We start from the raw sequence: 17,976 nt of genomic DNA, 5'->3' as shown, positions 1-17,976 counted from the left end.
TTGCGAGTGATCGTCAGGCAACGGGCACCAGCCTTCCCAGGTCGATGGCGACCCTGTCGTCAGTGACGGTCTCGAAGACGACCCGCACACCCAGCTCTCGACTGCCCGGCGAAGGCGCGTCAAGGCGGAGATCGGCGATCTTCACGTCGACGATCCGCCGCACCCTAGGGTCCCGGTTGAGCACGCCGACGACCGCAACGCGTAACCGCTCCTGTACCAGCACCGGGATCTGCTCCTCGGCGATCGCGGCGAGCCCGGCGAAGCCGAACGTCGTGTTGAGGACGTCGCTGCCCAGCAGCGTCGTGAGCGCGACCGCGAGGTGCTGGGTGAGGCAGTCGACGCCAGAGACGAGGTCGAGGTCCAGGCCGTCGCGGCCGTGGCGCAGCCGGATATCGCGGCCGATGTCGACACCGGGGCTGATGAGATCGCAGCGCAGGGCCCAGCCGAGTGCGCGCTGCTCGGCGTCCTCGGAGGTCCTGGGTGGCGTGGGACTAGTCACTGCTTGCTCACATCCATGGCTTCGCCAACGGTCACGTTGACTGACTTGGCGTTGAGCGAGATCTCTCCGTCGTCACCCGCGTCGAGCGCGATCCGTTTGGCGGTGATGTGCACGGTGCCGTCCGAGGTCATGACAATGGACGAGCCGGCGTCGGCGTGCTCGATGGTGACGCTGTCGGCGGGGCCGTTTTCGACCTCGCCCGCCCGCTTCGCACGGGTGCCTGCCGAGGACAGGGCCTCCCGGGTGACGCGGATCGTCAGCTCGCCGACTTCGATCACGCGGTTGCCATCGGCGTCGACCAGGTCCTGCGTCACCTTGCCGGTGTAGGGCTCGGGAACGGTGTCGTCGGGCAGGGAGGCGCGCTGGGTGGCGTCGACCTCGGCGGGCAGGATGAGCCACCAGTCGCCGGGGTGCGCGTCGGGCCCCGAGCCGGCTTCCCACACCGCGCCGACTTCAACGGGGTCGTCGTTGTCGCCGTGGCCGTGGGCGAGCAGGACGCGGGTGCCGGGGTAGCGGGGGACCACGAGGCCGGTCGCGCCCCAGGCGAACGGACTGGCCTGAGGGACGCGTTCGCGGACGTCCGGATGCTCGCGGCGCACGGGCAGCCGGGTAATTCTGTTGGGGTGCCCGTCAGGGTCGACAAGCCCGCGCCACACTGTCGTCGTTCGTCTCGGGGGTTCCGTGGCGCTGCCCGCGCCGGCCGCGGTTGCGGCCCGGACCTCGCCGCCGTTGATGAGACGCAGCGCCGAGAGTGCGTCGGTGACGCGGTCGCCGACGGCCAGCGCTGCGCGTTCGGCTGTGTCACCGCTGCCGCGTCCGGCGCGTCGCCGTGGGGGACCCGAGGGTGGCGTCGACTCGTACAGCTGCTCGGCTGGGCCGGGCTGGTCGACCTCGACGCCGGTGACTGTCGTGACGAAGCCGGACGTGCGGCCGAGCCGGTGGGCGACGGACTCGACGTAGAGCAGCTGGGGGTTGGCGATGCTGTCCCCCAAGCTTGGGCGCGCCGGGCCGACTGCGCCGAGGCTGCGGGTGATCGCGGCGCCGATTGAGGGCGTGATGGGGGCGGTCCGCTCGGTCGGCGGCATGTCGAACTTGACGACGGCCCCGGGCTTAAGATCTGGGCGGCCTTTCAGGACGAGGGTGCGGCGGACCCGTGAGCCTTCGCCGGCTGCGGCCCCGCCGACTTCGACGAGTCCTTTGCTCGGGGTCACTTCGACGATGCCGCCGCCCACTGGGCCGTCGCGGACGCCGAGGTGCAGCCCGCCGTCGCGGACCAGGAGCACTCCCCGACCGTAGCTTGCCGTCGCGTCCTCCATAGCCCGTGCGAGCCGCCCGAGCGCGTCGCGCCAGGTCTCGCCGCGCATAAGGGTCGTAAGGGCGGTCGCGACCTCCGAGGATGATGACCCCGGGAGCGTGCCGTCCGGATGGAAACCGGTGTGGACGGTCAGCGGGATCCCGGTGTTCTGCGCGGCGAGCTCGGCGACGACCTTCGGGCTTGCCACGCAGACCGGTTGGACGATCGCGGCCGAGAGCCGTTCGAACACCCGCTCGCGGGCGGTGATCACGGTTTCGTAGCGGCGGGCGCCGGCGCGGCGGGTCACCTCGACCACGGTCAGCTCCGCCACGAGCCGCTTGGTAAATCCCCCGCTGCCCACGCCGAGCGACGCGATGCCGGCGAGGTATCCGCCGATGCCGCCGGTGTCGTACCAGAACAGATGGAGCCGCAAGACCGTCGAGCGCGGCGCGCGTGCGGCGAGGGCCAGATGGTCGGCGTCGACCATGCCCTCCACGGTGATGGTGTACGAGCCGCCCTCCAGTCCGCCGGGTAACGTCGCCAAGATCGTCGCGTCGTAGCGGTCGGAGGTGACCGCCTCCAGCAGAGTGACGCCTGGTGTGGGCAACCCGGTCTCGGCATGGAACGTGAGCGCCCAGCCCGCCTGCGTGCCGACTCTGGAATGGGGATCGTGGCCGGCGAGGATCACGAGCGCCCCCTCGGCGCCTCGTCAACGGGCCACGCCGCGCTGCCCTGGTCGATTCGCCGCCACGCCAGCGATAGCCGGGACCCGACGTCGCCCGGCCCACGCAGGCTGCCTGCCCGGATGTCCCATTCGCGCACAAGCAGCTCGATCCGCAGGCCAGCCGCGGCGTCAGTAGGTGGCAGCAGCGCCCGCCCTGCGGCGACCAGCGGAAGTGCGCCCGCAACCGTCCTTGCTTGCAACAGGACCAGCCGCGCCGGAGAGTGCGGTGGTGCTGGCACGGGTTCGCCGGGCGCGGACCCCAGCCGCGCGGCCAGTCCGGTGCGGCTGCTTGTTACGACAGCCGCCGCCGGGGCGCCCTGCCAGGCAGTAGCGAGGCCGGTCGGCACGACGAGTAGCAGCACCAGGTCCCCGGTCAGCGGTATGCGGTGCGGTACACCGGCCAGCAGGGCTTCGTCAACCGCGGTCCAGCCGGCGGGGACCCCCGTGTCCGGCGGGGCGACGAGCAGGCGTCGGAAGTCGGTCCGGGCCGCGGGCATGGTCATCAGTTGCCAGCCCAGTCTGCGAGGGCGCCGACGCCGATGCTCGCGACATCGAGGAGCACCCCGAGCGCGCTCGGCAGCGGCGCGTGGACGAGCGCCATTGTGACGTCGATGGCGTCGCGCTTGCCGGCTGTGACGTTGAACGCCAGGGACTGGAAGTACATGTCGGTGCGGATGGTCATCGACGTAACCAGGATGGCCCCACCGACAGCGCCACCGGTATAGGCGGCCAGCGCCGACCCGTGCCGGCTTGCCTCGGCGAGCCGCTCCAGCGCCAGCTTCCACGCATAGCGCTCGGGCCCGACGAGCACACCGGCGAGAGTGACGGTGTCGTCATGGGCGGCGACACCGGCGCGCGCTCCGGCCGACCCGATCGCCGGCAAGTGGTAGGTGGCGCTGACCGACATCGCCGTGACCGCCCACAGCGGAATGGTGAGCAATGCGCCATCGGACAGGATCGCGGACGGGACGGCGAGATAGTGCTGGAAGCTTGAGCTCATCCGGAGCCGCCTGTCGGGATGTCGAGGACGCCGGCCGGGAGGTTGTGCTCGACGTGCCAGCTGCCGTCGGGGTTGACGTAGATGTCGTAGATCAGCGGTGGCCCGTCCTGCACCGGCACTCGGTAGTGCACCGACTCCATGACGTCGATGTGCTCGAACGTGCCGCCGGCCAGCGGTATCGCGAGCCGGCGGCTATGCACCTCGGCGGCGACCCGCACATCGCCGCCGACGGTCTCCGCAGCGTGTCGGAGGAACCCCTCAATACCGCGGTTCTGCGCTATCTGGTTGACCCCACGGGGGGCGAGTGTGATCCCTTCAAAGAGCTCTGCGCCGAAGCCAGGCCCGATCAGATGGGCCCGCTCCCATTCGTGGCCGGCGCTGGTCAGCAGGTCAGCGAGCCGGGCCGCCAGCCATGGCGGGTCGGTCGGCAAGCCACGGATGTCATCTGGTGTCGGGAGGTGTTTCTCCAGCCCGACGTCCGGCAGGTCCCGGGCGAGCGGCTCGCCGAGCACGCCGTCCGCGCGCACGGTCGGCTCGGCGACGGTCAGCACCCCGAACAGCTCCCCAGCAGGCGCATGCACTCGTTCGGCCGTAAGCGCGTGGCGCACGGCCAGCAGGTCCGCGTCAACGGTGCCCGCCGCCGCAGCGGGGTCGGGTCGAGTAGGCACGACACGGTCCCCGGTTGTGCGCACCTCGAACCGATCGCCGAACAATCGTAGCGTCTCGTTGGCCTCGGCAACCATTCGCCGCAGCTCCTCGGCCGCCTCGTGTGCCGCCACAGGGTCGGAGTGCGTGGTACTTCGGTAGGCCGCCATCGCCTCGCGCATGCGCTCCAGCCGCTCGATGAGCCTCGGATGGGGCCGCACCCGGACCGGGTTGACCTCCAGAGTTCGGCCCGCCGCGTGCGCGGCCAGCACCTCCTCGGCCCAGCGCAGCACCTCGGCGCCGCGCCGCCGGCTCTCAACGAGGGTGGGCGCACCCTGTATCGGGGGCCGCGGCACCGGCGATGGTTGGGCACCCACTATGTCGCGGAGGATCTCCTGCACTCGGGTGGGGTCGGTGTCCAGCATGGACTGCACCCGGTCCTGGAAGCTCACCATCTCCGCCAGCGCCTCGGCCAGGACGTGCAGGTCCGCCTCCCGCATGGTTGGGGGGCGGCCCTGCGCTGCGGCTGTGCGGAGCCGGTCGACGTCCTCCATCAAACGTGCCATGACGTCGTCGATCTGGTGCAGCGCGCCGTCGACAGTCGCCTCGTGCCGGCGCATTACCGCCAGCAGCAGGGATGTAGTGAGTTCGTCGAGGGTCCGGATGCCTGGCCGGTCGCGGTAGACGATCTCCAGGGCGCGCTCCAGGGCGTTTAGGGTGCGGGCCTGCCGGCGAGCCCATGCCCGAATGGCTGGCTGTAGAGCCGCGGCACCGATTGTCACGGTGTGCTCCTGGGGACGAGCTCACCGAGGGCGGCGTCCACCTCGCCGAGGGTGCCGTGCTCTCGGGCGACCTCGCGCAACCAGGGCACGAGGACTGGCGTGATCACGGCAGGCAGCAGCCGGTCGAGTGCGGCGGTGATCGCGGCCTCCGTGACGGCTTGGCGTACCGCGTTCTCCAGGACTTCCCGCGTCATGTTCCGGACGATCTCGCGGCGGGCAGAGCGGGCCAGCGAGCGCGCTGCAAGACCCACACTGGCACGCTCGGCGACCCGCAGGCCGTACCGGGCAGCGTCGACCAGGACGTGGGCGGCGCGACCGACTCCGACGACGTCGAAAACGCTGAATGCGACCCCGAGACCGGCCATCAGCTGCGCGAGCTGCACCTCCTGCCACCGCAGGAAAAGCTCGGGATCCTCTAGCGCTCGGTACAGCGTGGACTGTCGGCGAGCCTCGAGGACATCGTGCGCGGTGAGGGCGAGCCCGGCGATGCCCGTCACTGCGGCCACAACGACCGCGCCAAGTGGGGCACACAGCAACCCGAGCAGGATGATTCCACCGGTGGCGAAAACGGCCAGGAATTGGTCGAAGGCGGCCTTACGGCCGATGGCGTCATTTATCCCCGCGACGTAGAGGACGTCGTGACCGATGGCCGGGCGCAACTGCTCGTCGGCGAGGGCATGAACGCCCTGCAGGTCATACCGCAGGCCGCGCCAATCGCGCCCGCCCTCCCGCTGGACGTACTGCGACGCCTCCAGGGCGAAGAACGCGCCATCGTCGGGGTCGGAGGCCTCGTCGAGCATCGACTTATTGGCCTCGGCCATCCTGCCGAGGAGCTGCTCGAGGAACCGCCGCGGTGCAGCAGGGTCGCGCTGCATAGCCGCGTACTGCCACTCCAGGTTCTCCACCTGCAAGAACAGCGGATCGACCTGGTTGATGAGCTGGCGACGCACGCCCACGGCGGCGTCGAGCTCGGCCAACGTCCACGTCCGGCCGCGATGCAGCACGACTCGCTCGTCGCCCCGCCGCTGCACCGTCGCGTCGCCGACCACGGCAAGGATGCGCGCCGGCACGTCGTCAATGGGCGGTGGCAGCGCGACAGACGCACCCTCCGGATCCGGCACGGTCTCCGGCACCGACAGCACCTGCCGTACCGTCCCCACGACGTGCACCTCGGCGGAATGCCGCAGGGCCGCACGCAGCGTCGATAGCTGAACCAGGGACTCGCCAAGGATGTCCAGGGTCTGCGCGAACGCGGTGGCGGTCTCGTCGAGCCGTGCGCAACGGCCCAGAATGCCGGCGCGAGAGGTGCGCAACTGTTGGAGCAGCAGCACGCGGCATGTCTCGGCATACAGATGCATGTACCCGGCCTGCACGGCGTCTGGAAACTCGCTGAGGAAGCGCAGGATCCACCCGCTGACGTTCGGACTCCCGCCCTCGTTTACGCGGACCAGGTGCCGATTCGCCGGGAGGAGGTAGATATCCGCCACCGCGGAGCCGAAGTCATGCACCTGTGCGGCGAGGCCACCGAGCAGGCGCAGGTACTCGAACTCCGGCGAGGCGCCGGGACGGACGTCGAGAAAGCCGTTGTTGCCGCGCCCGTCGTGGCGGATCGTGACATCGTTGGTGGTCGACGCCTGCGCGGCGGCCACCCCCACAGCGCGGGCCCGCGCGGCAACCACCTCCGCGGCGTTGATCGCAAACCGGCCGAGGTAGCCGCACTCGGGGACCTCCAGCGCCGCGGCGAGCCGGCCCATCCGGTCCAACAGCCCGCCGTCATCAACAAGATCCGCAGCAGCCGGTTCGCCCAGGAACGGGGTACAGGCGAGCACGTCGCCCGTCAGGCTCGCAATCGGCCAGACACGGTCAACATCGGAGGCGGTAGTACCGAGTGGACCGCCGGTCTCGACCTGGTCACCGGCGTCGCCCTCCCCGCCCCGCTGCTCATCCGACCGTCCCTCCCCGCTCCGTTCCCGGCCAGCTCCCTCGTCCCCGGCGAGTCCCCTCTCGCCTGTACCCGGTTCGTCCTCGGTACGCGGTGCGTCGACGAGCGTGACGATTGGGACGAGCTCCGCATCGAGGTCGGCCGCGACGTCGACCGTGCCCTGCAGCAGGAACGGTCTGCCGTCCACGACCAAGACGAGGAAGGTCCGGGTGTCTGCCGGGACTCCGGTTGTGGCCCATCGCCGGGCGGTCTCCTCGACGCGGGCAGCGACGAGCGCGTCCGCGTTCTCGACGCCGGTAGGCAGGTCGGCACGGACGTGCTCCGCCAGGGCCGGTCCGTAGAAGATCAGGAAAGCCTGCAGCCGCTCCGCATCGGTGTTCCCTCGGCCGAGATAGCGCAGCTGATAGGTGGATCCGGCGGATGGGACGAATGGGGTGTCGATGGCAACGACGTCGCCGGCGCTCGTTCGCAATTCGCGCACCAGCAGCGGCCCCAGGGCTCCGTCGAGCAGGACCTCCCCTGTGGCGACGCGCTCGACGTAGACCCACAGCTGCCCGTCGTCGCCCTGGAAGATCACGCCGACCTGCGCGGGCACCCGGGTGCCGTAGCGGATCTGAAGCTCAGCTCGGAATCTCTCCGACATCGCCGGCCCCGGCGACACGGGCTCCCACTGCAGACGTACGTCGTCGTTGTGGACGTCGAAGGGTTCGTCGAAGACGACGATAGTCGGCTCGCCGTCCTCATAGCCGGGAATCGTGTAGAGCCCGGCCGCTGCGGCCAGCCGGTCCGGGTCAAGCGCCTCCGCCGGGTCGTCGACGAGCCGCCGGGCCAGACCCGCGTCGCCGGCATCGTCGCCGGGTAGACCAGCCGCCACGGCTGCCGCGATGGCCCGCCGGACGGCCTCTTCGGCTAGTCGGCGCGTCGTCACCGCAACGTCGGAAAGGCCCTCGCCGTTCCAGGTCAGGACCGGGGACGCGGTCTCGTGGGCGACCCACCCGCCGCGGCGCTCCACTAGGACGTCCACTGAGCGGAGCAGGGCGCGTGTCGTCGCGGACTCGACCGCCTGGCCGAGGTCGTCCAGCCGCGACATCAGCCCGTGCGGGTCGACGACGACCCGGATCGGCACCTGAACCTTTACCGGCACGACCGCCTCAGACTCCTTCCAAGCCCTGGGCCAGACGGCTTAAGACGCGGTCGGCGACTGAGTCGAGGTCCAGGTCGGACGCCGCCGAGCGGACTTCAATCTCCACCGGAAAGAAGTAGGTGACGACACCTCGCTCGTCCTCAAGTGCTTGCTCGGCCTGCGCCTCGCTGCCCGCCGCCGGCAGCACCAGCTCACCCTCATGAACCAGTGCGATGCCGGTCCGACCGACCCGCGCGCCGCGCCCGCCGGCCGCTGTCATCGCGCTCGCCTCCCAGTCACGGAACGGTCACCTCCACGCCGCCCGCCGGCGTAGCTCCGGCGGCCAAGCTCATCCCGGAGAAGGTGGCAGCCGGGGCCCCGGAGATCGTTGCGGGGCTCGGGCTGGCACTGGTGATGATGCAGTCCGACAGGACAATCGAGTCGAAGGCCCAGTCGCTGCGGTCGCCCTGGAACTCCAGCGCGACCTTGAACCGCTTACGTTGAAGGGCGATGGTCGTGAGCTTCGCGACGGCATCACCGATCGCGCGAACCGTCATCGAGAACGTGATTGTCTGTGGGGCGTAAACGACGCCGAGGTGGGTCTGCTCGATGGAGTGCAATGGCTCGGCGTTCAGCGCGAACGACGGGCTGAACGCATCAATAGGGGTGAGTGGGTCATCCGCGTCATCGATATAGACGGCGAGACGGGTATTCCAGTCGGGCATGGCGTCCTCCGGCCGCAATTGGTGACGTCGTCGTTTTAGAAGCGCGGGCTGAGGGTGACCTTGAGGCGATGGACGGCCGGGCCGTAGGTGACGGTCACGAACATATCAACCTCGCGATTGGCGCGTGCCGTGGCAACAATCGCGGCGTCGGAAGGCGTCCAACTGCTCTCAGGGATGCGGAGGATCGCCAGCACCGGGATCGTGACCGTGTAGTCGGCGATCACGCTCGACCGCACCAGCGGCCCGAGGATCCCCGCGGCGCGCGTGACCACACGGGAAAGGCCCGCCAGAGTAATTCGGGCGCTGCCAACCAGGCCGATCAGCCCCGCCTTGAGCCTGAAGTCAATGTCGTCCAGCACGCGAACGATGTCGACATAGAGCAGGCTGGCGTCGGTGGTGAAGCACCGGCCCTCGGCAAGATGCAGACTCTCGCCGACGACCAGCGCGGGATCAATGATCGGGATGATGTTGGCGTCCGACAGGCCTATAATTTCTCCGGGTGCATATTGAGATTCGACCGGCATCGTCACGCCCCGGACCCGCTTAAGCACCGTGGAGATGTGCGGTTCGAGGCCGGCGATCGCCGCCGCCGAGGCGACGGCCGCGTCCCCCGTGCCTCCACGGGCCGCGATCATGATCATTCTGCTTGTGTCGCTGCGCAGACTGTCAACTGCGCCGACGACCGCCTGAACGTAGGTCGGGGTCTTCGCCGTCGTCGGGTCGATCATCGCAACCCCGATGCGCTTCTGACCGGCCGCGGACATCTGCTCGCAGTGCGCCTTGAGTGCGTGAAGGTCAGTTGGTGGCGCTGGCGGATTCTCCGCGGCAGGTGTCCCGACATCGGTGACCTCGGCAAGGCAGACGAACGTGACGTCGTCGGCCGCCTCCAGGGCAGCTAACCCAGCTCCGTATTGACCGGCGTCGACCTTGACCCCGTAGATCGTCGACGGACGCGGATCCTGGAGGAGTGCGGTGTTCAACGAGCGGTACAGCGGACTCGGGGTAACAACCCCATCCGCGTCGACGGACGCGAACAGCTCGGCCGCCTGGGCTGCGGTATCGATTCGCAATGGCACATTCGCCGCGGCGCTTCCTGCGGCGCTTTCACCGACGACCGCGAGCACACCTGGCGCCCGCTGCGCGGTCGGCTGCAGCCCGGAGGTGTCGATCTGGACTTCCACGAAGGGAAATGCGGCGGTGGGCATTTCGACGGTCCTCCGGGCGGGTGCTGTGGATGGGAACGGGTCGGTGGCGATCGTTTTCGGCTGCGTCAGGCGGCAGGCAGGACCGGAACGAGCGCGATGCCGGCCGGAGCGAGCCAGGCGGCGGCCGCCGTCCGGCGCGCCAGCCGGGCGGCCTCCGCGGCCTGGCCCGGCTCGGCGCCGGGCCAGTCCTCGTCGTCGAAGGTCTCGGCGGGCACGACCCAGGCGACGACGGGGCCGCGGCGCGCGTGGTCGCGCTCCTGCGGGTACGACAGTTCGGGCCCGAGGGCGCTGCGCATCGCGGCGCTGACGGCGAAGAGGTCGGCGAGTCTGTCGACCCCGGCGCGGACGAGCAACGCCACATCGACGAGGAACTGTCGAGGCATGGGCGGCGGCGCGGGGCGTTCGGCGAAGTGGATGCGGATCAGGCCGGTTGCCAAGTCGCCGGCGTGGCGGTCGGCGAGCTCGCCGACCGACGCGACTCCCGTGCTCTCGAGCAGACCGTCGACGAGGCGATCGCTAATGGCGTCCGGTTGAGCGGCCCCAGCCCTCAATCGGGCGAGCAGTACCCGGCGACGCGCCGCCTCAAGTTCTGCGGGTTCGGCGGGCAGCAGTGCGATGTCATCGTCCAGCGAGGCGATGTCCGGCCAGTCGGCCCCGATGGCGTCTACCACACCCGAAGGCGCCGCGGCGCGGGCGATGACAGTGCCATGCCACATGAGGTCGGCGTGGAGCTGATCCGGGCCGGGCGGCCAGGCAACGTCGAAGCGTGCCACGACGCGCTCGGTCTGCGAGAAGTCCGACCATCCACCCTCGGCCTTAATGACAGGCGTCGCGGACACACCCAGCCGCATTTCGTCAAATGTAGCGTCGTAAGGTCCCTCGAGGGTAATGCCGGACGTGTCGACCGCTGCTTCCAGAATATGCTGCAAGCTCAGTTCGTCGAAAATAGATCTACGCTCATTCGGGTCGGCTAGTCGGACAAGCGTGGCGTCCTCGAAGTTCACCGAAAGGCCTCCCTCAACACGACGCTTTGCCTAACGCTGGAAGCGCCGCGCGGGAGGCGCTCGGCTTGATGTTCTCGATAAACTCCATGATCGCCTCATGGACGCGTAGTACTTCCAGGGCCGTCGAAGAACGATCGTTGCATCGGTAGCTGCGGAGTATGGGTATGAGGTATCGTGCCGAAGTTCCATGACGTTGCGGTCGGTGGTCCACCGGTCGCTCTTCAAGTCGGGAGGCGTGATGTCGCGGGTCGCAGTCAGCGGTGACGTCGTGGCCACCGCGAACCCGGAGACGACCCTGTCCGGGGCACCGGGCAAATGGGCCGCAGGACCCGTTACGGAGAGCACCTGTGGAGGACTGACGGTCGGCGGGAAGCCAGTTGTGTGGCAGGCCTCGTGCACGTTCACCTTCACGAACAGCAACACCGGTGCGACGGTCCTTGTTGTGGTCGACCTCGCCGCTTCGACAGCTGCCGTGCGCGTGGGTCGGCAGGACGTACTGGTTCATGGCGATTCGGTCGCCAAGCAGGGTAACCGGCTCAAGGTTGGCGGCGTCATGAGTGGACCCTTGACGGCCAACGCGTGAGGATGCAGAAGACGTTTCCGGCTGATGGAGTTGATGTCCGCTCCGTCGCTCGAGCAGCGGCGCGCCCGCCGACGAGATCGGGGTCCGCGGACGGCTGCCTGCTGCCGCCCGGCTCGCGGGTTTGACGAGGCTCGAGCGCTCTTGGAAGTGGCAGACAACGTTTGCGCTCGGTCGCGGCCCGTGATGGCGCAAGCACAAGTATGCAGCAGCATGAACTCCAATGCGCGCTACAGAAGTCGGCTCACTGATAAGACCCAATAGCGCGCCGGAAGTGGTCGTCTTTCCAGTAAGGTTCGAGAACTTCGCGATGCGCCAATTTGACAGCCACTGCCGTTGCACGGCTCGGGCGCAGGGACACCTTGAGTGCGGAACAGCCACCATCGACCCCTGGTCCTTGTCCCAATTGATCTCCTCGAGCGTTTCACGTCGCAGCAACGCTGGGTATACGCAGATGTGCGAATGTACGGGAACAGGTCTCGGCGGTAGGCACTCGTTCGGCCCAGCAACCCGACGTTGGCGAGCAGGAGTGTCAGCCCGCTCGACTTTGTCCGCCGACGGTCTTGGGCTGTGAACCGCCGACTTGTCTGGGCCGCAGGATGCGGACAATTCTGATCTAGCCAGCGCGTCGGGCCATGACGGTGCCTAGATCCTCGCTGAGATCCGCGACGCACGACCGGCCGATAGATCTTCGGCGTCCCTCGCATGCACGACACGCTGCGCCGCTGCGAGCGACGGGTCTCGTGCAACGAACGTCGGGTGCCTCATGCGCGCCGCGGGCCTGCAGGGCGCCCACCTGCGCAATCACCTATGAACCGCGCCAGCTAGGACGTGACCCGGCTGCGCCGCAACGGCCTGATCACTCGCCTACCCGGACGCCGCAGCCGTACTTGGTCGGGTTCGGGCCGCCCGAGCACACCGCCGACTTGCTCGCGAGGACTTGGACTCGGCGAGGTCGGGCACTCGACGCCGAGGGCGGGGTCCGTGCCGGGGCGTGGGTCGCGGGCTCACCGGGATGCTCAACCTCGCCTCGTGGCCGGCGGGCATGCGGGTCATCGCTCGGGTCGAGCGCGCACCCGGGCGCCCAGCTGCGGATCACCAATCACGACGGCAACCGGGTCACCGCGTTCGCCACCAACACCCGCCCCGGGCGGATTTGGCGCCCAGATCGCCGACCGCGAACTGCGCCACCGTCGCCGGGGCTTGAAGAACCGCTCCGGCGTGTTCGGAGAGCTATCGGCTTGAGTGCGCCGGCCTCAGGTGGGGCCGGTGGTGACGGTAGTGGGGCGGCTTCGAGCTCGGCGGGTGGGAGTCGCCGCAGGTGCTGTGCAGGCGGCGATGGTTGAACCCAGTCGACCGTTTCGAGTGTGGCGATCTCGACCTGTTCGACGGTGCGCCACGGCGCTCGGGACTTGATCAGCTCGGTCGTGAACAGTCCGATCGTCGACTTGGCCAGGGCGTCCGTCGTAGGCATCGCCGACCAAGCCCACCGAGGGTGCCGCGCCGGCCTCGGCGAGGCGTTTGGTGAACGCAATCGACGTGTACTGCTCGAGTTCAAGGGGTCGTCGCAACGCCCTGATCGAGGAGGGTGTCGTGGCGGAACGAGCAAGAGGACGGGCTTCGGATCGGGCGGGACGAGCCCCTATGCAGTCGCCGGGTCGGCCGCCGGCGAATCAGCGCGATGTGCAGCGCCAGTTCTGGCGGTTGATCGCCGAGGGGCTCTCCAGCGAGGACGCTGCGCTGGGCTGCGGTGTGTCGGTCCCGGTCGGCTCGCGGTGGTTCCGTGACGGTGGCGGGATGCCGCCGTTCACCCTCGACGAGCCCCTCGACCGGTATCTCTCGTTCGCCGAGCGCGAGGAGATCGCGCTGCTGCGGGCCCAGGAGCTCGGGGTGCGCAAGATCGCCCGAGCGATCGGGCGCGACGCCTCAACGATCTCCCGGGAACTGCGCCGCAACGCCGCCACCCGCGGCGGCCGGATGGACTACCGGGCCTCGGTGGCGCAGTGGCATGCCGAGCGGCAGGCCCGCCGCCCAAAGACCGCCAAGCTCGCCAGGAACGACCGGCTGCGCGAGTACGTGACCGAGCGACTCGCCGGCCAGGTCACCGCCCCGGACGGGCGCCCGATCGGCGGCCCGCAGGTGCCGTGGCGCAAGCGCCGGCACGGGCCGCGTCAGGACCGGCGGTGGGCCACCGCGTGGAGCCCCGAGCAGATCGCCCACCGGCTGCCGGTGGAGTTCCCCGACGATGACTCCATGCGGGTCTCCCACGAGGCGATCTACCAGTCGATCTACGTGCAGGGACGTGGCGCGCTGCGCCGAGAACTGGCCGCCTGTCTACGCACCGGGCGAGTGCTGCGGGTGCCCCGGGCCCGGGTCCGCGGGCGGGGCAAGAAGTTCCTCACCCCCGAAGTGATGATCAGCGAACGACCGGCCGAGGCGGAGGACCGGGCGGTGCCTGGGCACTGGGAAGGCGACCTCATCCTCGGCGTGGGCAGCTCCGCGATCGGCACGCTGGGCGAGCGCGCCACCCGCTTCACGATGCTGCTCGAGCTGCCCCCGATGCCCGGGCACAGCCAGGGCAGCGGCCCGACGCCCAAGAACGGACCGGCGCTGGCCGGGCACGGCGCCGAGGCCGTCCGCGACGCCATCGCCACCCAGATCACCACGCTGCCCGAGGCGCTACGGCGGACGCTGACCTGGGACCAGGGTGCGGAGATGGCCCAGCACCTCCAGCTCCAATCCGACACCGGGCTGGAGATCTACTTCTGCGACCCGCACAGCCCCTGGCAGCGCGGCACCAACGAGAACACCAACGGGCTGCTGCGCCAGTACTTCCCCAAGGGCACCGACCTCGCCCGGCACGGCCGCGACGAGCTCGACGCCGTCGCCGCAGCGCTCAACACTCGACCCCGCAAGACCCTCGGCTGGCGCACCCCTGGCGAAGCCCTCCAAGATCACCTACGGTCGCCGCAGTAGCTGGTGTTGCGACGACCAGTTGAATCTGCGCTGCGAGCCCGCGTCGGAGTGGTGGACCAGCTCGTCGAGCTCATCGACGCCCTGCTGGGCGCGGGTCCACATGGCTTGTTCGAGCGCGTCGAGCACCAGGCTGGTGCGCATGCTGGTGGCCGCGCGCCATCCCAGGACGCGCCGGGAGTATTCCAAGGACGAACGCGAGTAGACCATGCCCGACCAGGTCGCCACGTAGGTGATGGCGACCCAGAGCCGGTCGGGGAGCGGTGGTCCACGGCCTCAGGCGAGGCCACCGTCTTCGAGCTCATTGACCCACCCGAGAAGGCCAGCATGCCGAGCACCGAGACAACGAATCCGACTGGCGTACTTCAACCAGCGGGCCGGGCTGGCCCTGGACGCCCGCGTGAAGAGTCGTGGCAGCACGCCCGCGACGCATGGAAAGACCTAACCCGCCTGGTGCACCACTTCGACCGGGTGGAGGGGGCAGCGGCCTCGCCGACCTGGTGAGGGCCGCTACGGAGGGCCGTCGAGCAGCCGGGCGAAGCGCGCGCGGTCGGGCAGCGAGAGCAGTTTGTAGTCGAGAAGGACATGCAGGTTGCACATGGCTTGGATGTAGGAGTGCTCCAGCAGGTCGACCGTGACCTCGCGCCCCAACGCCCGTAAGACGGTCGGAACCGCGCGGCTGTCTTCGGCCCGGCGCTGCCATGCGGCCCGACCCTCTGGGCCGTCCTCAAGCAGGGTGAGGACGTCTTGCGCACGGGTGGCACGCTCGGGCCATGCGGTCGAACTTCGGTAAGCGTCGGCAACGGTGAACGGCGACTGTGCGATGTGGATGAGGGCGCCGCGTTGGCCCTCCCCGCCCCGTGCGGCCGCGTCCCAGGCCCGGACCGACGCCTGTCGCCGCCGCTGGGTGGTTACCTGGTACATGACGCTGTTCACCCGCTTCAGGGTCGCCAACTCGCCGGCGAGGAGAAGTCGGGCGCGACGCAACGGCGTCCAGCCGGGGGGGCTGCTGCTGTTGACCACGATGACCTCGTCGAGGGTGCGCGCTGTCACGGGGAGCTGCGGCAGCCGCCGCAGCCGGTCCTGCAGTCCGTCGAGCCATTGGTCTGCCATGTTGTCGTAGACGCCGCCGTCGGTGAGCAGCATGTCGGTGGCCTTGGCGCCAGCACCCACCCCTTCTGAGAAGGCGTGCGGCCGGGTCGGCAGCCGCCGAGGTGAGAAGGCTCCTGGCAGGCAGGCTGAGGCTTGGACGGCGGTTGAGAGCCGCAACTGCGCCGGCGTCCCCACGCCGAGCCGGTACGAGTACATGAAGCGCGGGGCGATGTAGAGATGCTGCCCCGATTGCAGCTCGGTCGTGCAGAACACGTGATCGACGGATGAGTCCAGGTCCCGGAGGAGCGTCGGTCGCCCATCGCGGTGGAAGTGGGCCCGCGCCAGCGCCCCTTCTACGACGTTAGAGCGGCGCTCGAACCACCACGCCGTGACGGCGAGCACGAGCGCGGCACCGGCGACGGTTGCGCCCGCCCGCCAGGACAGCCCTTCGAGGCAGAGGAACACTACAGCCGTAACTATTCCCCCTAGGCCGGCCAGCGCGCCAGCGAAGACGGAGAGTACGTAGGCATTGGTCCCGCGGCCCCAGAAGAAAAGTCCCGTGCTGGCGACGTGGCGCACCAGCGGAGCCATCCGTGCCTCGAAGGTGGCTGCGCCGACATGAGCAAAGTCTGTTTCGTGGGCGATTACGCCGTTGGTGATCGACCCGCCGGAGACCGAGGAGATCGCGGCGACGTTGCGATTGGTCTCGGCATCCACCAGATAAAGCAGCGCGCCCAAGGACCACAGGGTCGCGCGGTGGCCTCCGCCTGAGAGTGCGATTCCAATGCGTCCAGCCATGTCAAACCTCCACCAGGGCACCGATCTGACGAGCACCGCCCGCCGAGCGCGACGACGACCTCGGGCGCGGGTGCGCAACCTGGGGGAACGGTCCTGGTGAGCCGAGGGTTTCCTGGCAAGTGTCACCTCGACGCATGAGCGTCACCGTCGACCCAGTGCCCGACACCCGCTCGCGGGTAGGGGAATCCCGTCGGCGCCTGGGCCGACGGTTCGACCCATCGCCGCACAGCGGTATGGGTCATCGCGAATCCCCAGTTCACAAGGCGCTCCTGACGAGGGTTCCAGTCGGGCCAGGCGGGTGGCGATCTCGACATACTGCGCATCGACAATGACCGCTTCTCGAACGCCCGGGTTGCTGTCGAGCAGCCTCGTCTCGTCCGTCGCGCCCTCAGTGGACATCGTCGACCCGGGCGGGCGTGGTTGTCAGGAACAACCGGTCCTCCGAGGAGTTGCAACGAACGTTGCGAGCGGCGTACTGGCGGGACGAGTTGTCAGCAGGTCGACGCCAGCATCTCGAAAGGGTGCCACCCAAGTAGAGTTGACGCCTAGCGACCGATCGAGTGATTGTCTGCAAGTGAAAGAATTCAGACTTCGATTCAAGCACGAGCGGTAGTGGCATCGATACCCTACGCCAACAATGGCGGTGCGGCGGCCGGACAAACTTTGATCCTTCGGTGAAAGTCGGTCTTGCGTGGCTGGCCTTCCCCCGCTTCCGCGGACAGCGACCCGTGGGGCGGATGTGGTCGCCGGAGGATCGTGTCCGTGCTGCACCGCACCCCGCCGGAGTTCCGGCGTCGAGTTGTGCAGCCGTCAGCTGTTCCGTGAAGCGTGCTAACCCGGTGGCGCAGATCCGCTTCCGAGTCGGAGCTCTCCTAGTCGTGTCTGCGGCGCTCGGCCGCTCAGGACGATGTCGGCGCCAGCTGTGCGGGTGGTCGCCACGCATGGCTCACCGAGCAGGTCCAGGCGATCCACCTATCTCGTTCGGCACCTAACGGCGCCCGCCGAGTGCACGCCGAGCTGCGCCTCGACTGGGCATCGCGGTAGGACCGGGGGGCTGTGCAGGTCGAGCAACCCTCCGTGGCTCTACTCGTGACTCGTTCTTGAAAGAGCGCCGCAATTCCACGTATGTATGTCCTCTCTCAGTGATCCTCACATGAGAGGAGAGTTGTGACCCTTCTTCTGGTATATCTCGGATCGGAGTTGTCGTGTCTATGTAGCCAAGGTCTCGCAAGTAGCGGAGCTTCCTCTCAAGACCTGCGTTCATCCGATACTTGCCAGACCCGCCACTCTGGTCAAGTTTCTCTAGATTCCTGTACATCCCATCTGCCATCGCCAGCTACGGCCCTCGTAACCCGCCTGTCGAGATCCGAGATCCCCTCTGCAACGTCTTGGACATCTCGCCGTAGCTCACCCAGCTCGACCGGGCCGATTTTGACCTGGCCCTCTTTTCCAAGCCGATGCGTGAGTGCGTGTCGTAGTGGCGGACGTCGGAGCGGAAGATGACCGCCACCGTGACAAGCAATGCTATCCACAGAAGCGCTTGCATGAGCGGTGCGTAGTTTGACATTCTCCTAGCTTCCTCACGAGTCA

12 protein-coding genes and 4 pseudogenes are annotated in these 17,976 nt (G+C 68.8%); 3 read left to right on the top strand and 13 right to left on the bottom strand.

Annotation, left to right across the window (positions count from 1 at the left end; genetic code table 11):
- Positions 1–13 precede the first annotated feature (13 nt).
- From PH190_RS14895 to PH190_RS14850, 10 genes are all read right to left on the bottom strand, one after another.
- Positions 14–499, bottom strand: coding sequence for a hypothetical protein (locus PH190_RS14895; RefSeq protein WP_274232308.1), 486 nt, complete (start codon positions 497–499; stop codon positions 14–16).
- Positions 496–2,481 carry a hypothetical protein gene (locus tag PH190_RS14890; RefSeq protein WP_274232307.1) on the bottom strand — a complete coding sequence of 662 codons (1,986 nt, stop codon included), beginning with the start codon at positions 2,479–2,481 and terminating at the stop codon, positions 496–498. Before PH190_RS14890 ends, PH190_RS14895 begins: the two co-directional genes overlap by 4 nt.
- Positions 2,478–3,020 carry a hypothetical protein gene (locus tag PH190_RS14885; RefSeq protein ID WP_274232306.1) on the bottom strand — a complete coding sequence of 181 codons (543 nt, stop codon included), beginning with the start codon at positions 3,018–3,020 and terminating at the stop codon, positions 2,478–2,480. Before PH190_RS14885 ends, PH190_RS14890 begins: the two co-directional genes overlap by 4 nt.
- Positions 3,020–3,517: a hypothetical protein gene (locus tag PH190_RS14880; protein ID WP_274232305.1), complete on the bottom strand. Its 498-nt coding sequence runs from the start codon at positions 3,515–3,517 to the stop codon at positions 3,020–3,022. The genes PH190_RS14885 and PH190_RS14880 overlap by 1 nt, the downstream gene beginning before the upstream one ends.
- A complete protein-coding gene (locus PH190_RS14875) occupies positions 3,514–4,944 on the bottom strand; it encodes a polymorphic toxin type 4 domain-containing protein (RefSeq protein ID WP_274232304.1) in 1,431 nt (476 codons plus the stop codon). The genes PH190_RS14880 and PH190_RS14875 overlap by 4 nt, the downstream gene beginning before the upstream one ends.
- Positions 4,941–8,030, bottom strand: coding sequence for a hypothetical protein (locus tag PH190_RS14870; RefSeq protein WP_274232303.1), 3,090 nt, complete (start codon positions 8,028–8,030; stop codon positions 4,941–4,943). Before PH190_RS14870 ends, PH190_RS14875 begins: the two co-directional genes overlap by 4 nt.
- A gap of 7 nt (positions 8,031–8,037) precedes the next feature.
- Positions 8,038–8,289 carry a hypothetical protein gene (locus PH190_RS14865; protein ID WP_274232302.1) on the bottom strand — a complete coding sequence of 84 codons (252 nt, stop codon included), beginning with the start codon at positions 8,287–8,289 and terminating at the stop codon, positions 8,038–8,040.
- 16 nt (positions 8,290–8,305) lie between these two features.
- Positions 8,306–8,734, bottom strand: coding sequence for a hypothetical protein (locus PH190_RS14860; RefSeq protein WP_274232301.1), 429 nt, complete (start codon positions 8,732–8,734; stop codon positions 8,306–8,308).
- 35 nt (positions 8,735–8,769) lie between these two features.
- Positions 8,770–9,939 carry a hypothetical protein gene (locus tag PH190_RS14855; RefSeq protein WP_274232300.1) on the bottom strand — a complete coding sequence of 390 codons (1,170 nt, stop codon included), beginning with the start codon at positions 9,937–9,939 and terminating at the stop codon, positions 8,770–8,772.
- Positions 9,940–10,004: 65 nt separating this feature from the next.
- A complete protein-coding gene (locus tag PH190_RS14850; RefSeq protein ID WP_274232299.1) occupies positions 10,005–10,943 on the bottom strand; it encodes a hypothetical protein in 939 nt (312 codons plus the stop codon).
- Positions 10,944–11,211: 268 nt separating this feature from the next.
- Between PH190_RS14850 and PH190_RS14845 the strand changes: the two genes are divergently transcribed.
- Entirely contained in the window at positions 11,212–11,526 is a 315-nt protein-coding gene (locus tag PH190_RS14845; RefSeq protein ID WP_274232298.1) for a hypothetical protein, read from the top strand.
- Positions 11,527–12,434: 908 nt separating this feature from the next.
- Positions 12,435–12,723, top strand: a pseudogene (locus PH190_RS14840) (IS1380 family transposase); the annotation flags it as partial.
- 85 nt (positions 12,724–12,808) lie between these two features.
- On the opposite strand, the pseudogene PH190_RS14835 reads toward PH190_RS14840, so the two are convergent.
- Positions 12,809–13,070 (bottom strand): annotated as a pseudogene (locus PH190_RS14835) (integrase core domain-containing protein); the annotation flags it as partial.
- Positions 13,071–13,167: 97 nt separating this feature from the next.
- Between PH190_RS14835 and PH190_RS14830 the strand changes: the two are divergent.
- Positions 13,168–14,522: pseudogene (locus PH190_RS14830) on the top strand (IS30 family transposase).
- A gap of 7 nt (positions 14,523–14,529) precedes the next feature.
- Here the strand turns inward: PH190_RS14830 and PH190_RS14825 are convergent.
- Positions 14,530–14,760, bottom strand: a pseudogene (locus tag PH190_RS14825) (IS3-like element IS987 family transposase); the annotation flags it as partial.
- A gap of 246 nt (positions 14,761–15,006) precedes the next feature.
- Positions 15,007–16,386 (bottom strand): patatin-like phospholipase family protein, encoded by a 1,380-nt coding sequence (locus PH190_RS14820; RefSeq protein ID WP_337993815.1) that lies wholly within the window; start codon positions 16,384–16,386, stop codon positions 15,007–15,009.
- Between the last annotated feature and the right edge of the window lie 1,590 nt (positions 16,387–17,976).

It is taken from the genome of Actinomycetospora straminea (assembly GCF_028737255.1).
Classification (GTDB): domain Bacteria; phylum Actinomycetota; class Actinomycetes; order Mycobacteriales; family Pseudonocardiaceae; genus Actinomycetospora; species Actinomycetospora straminea.
Note: the sequence above shows the minus strand (reverse complement) of the source record. Positions and strands in the feature narration are given on the sequence as shown.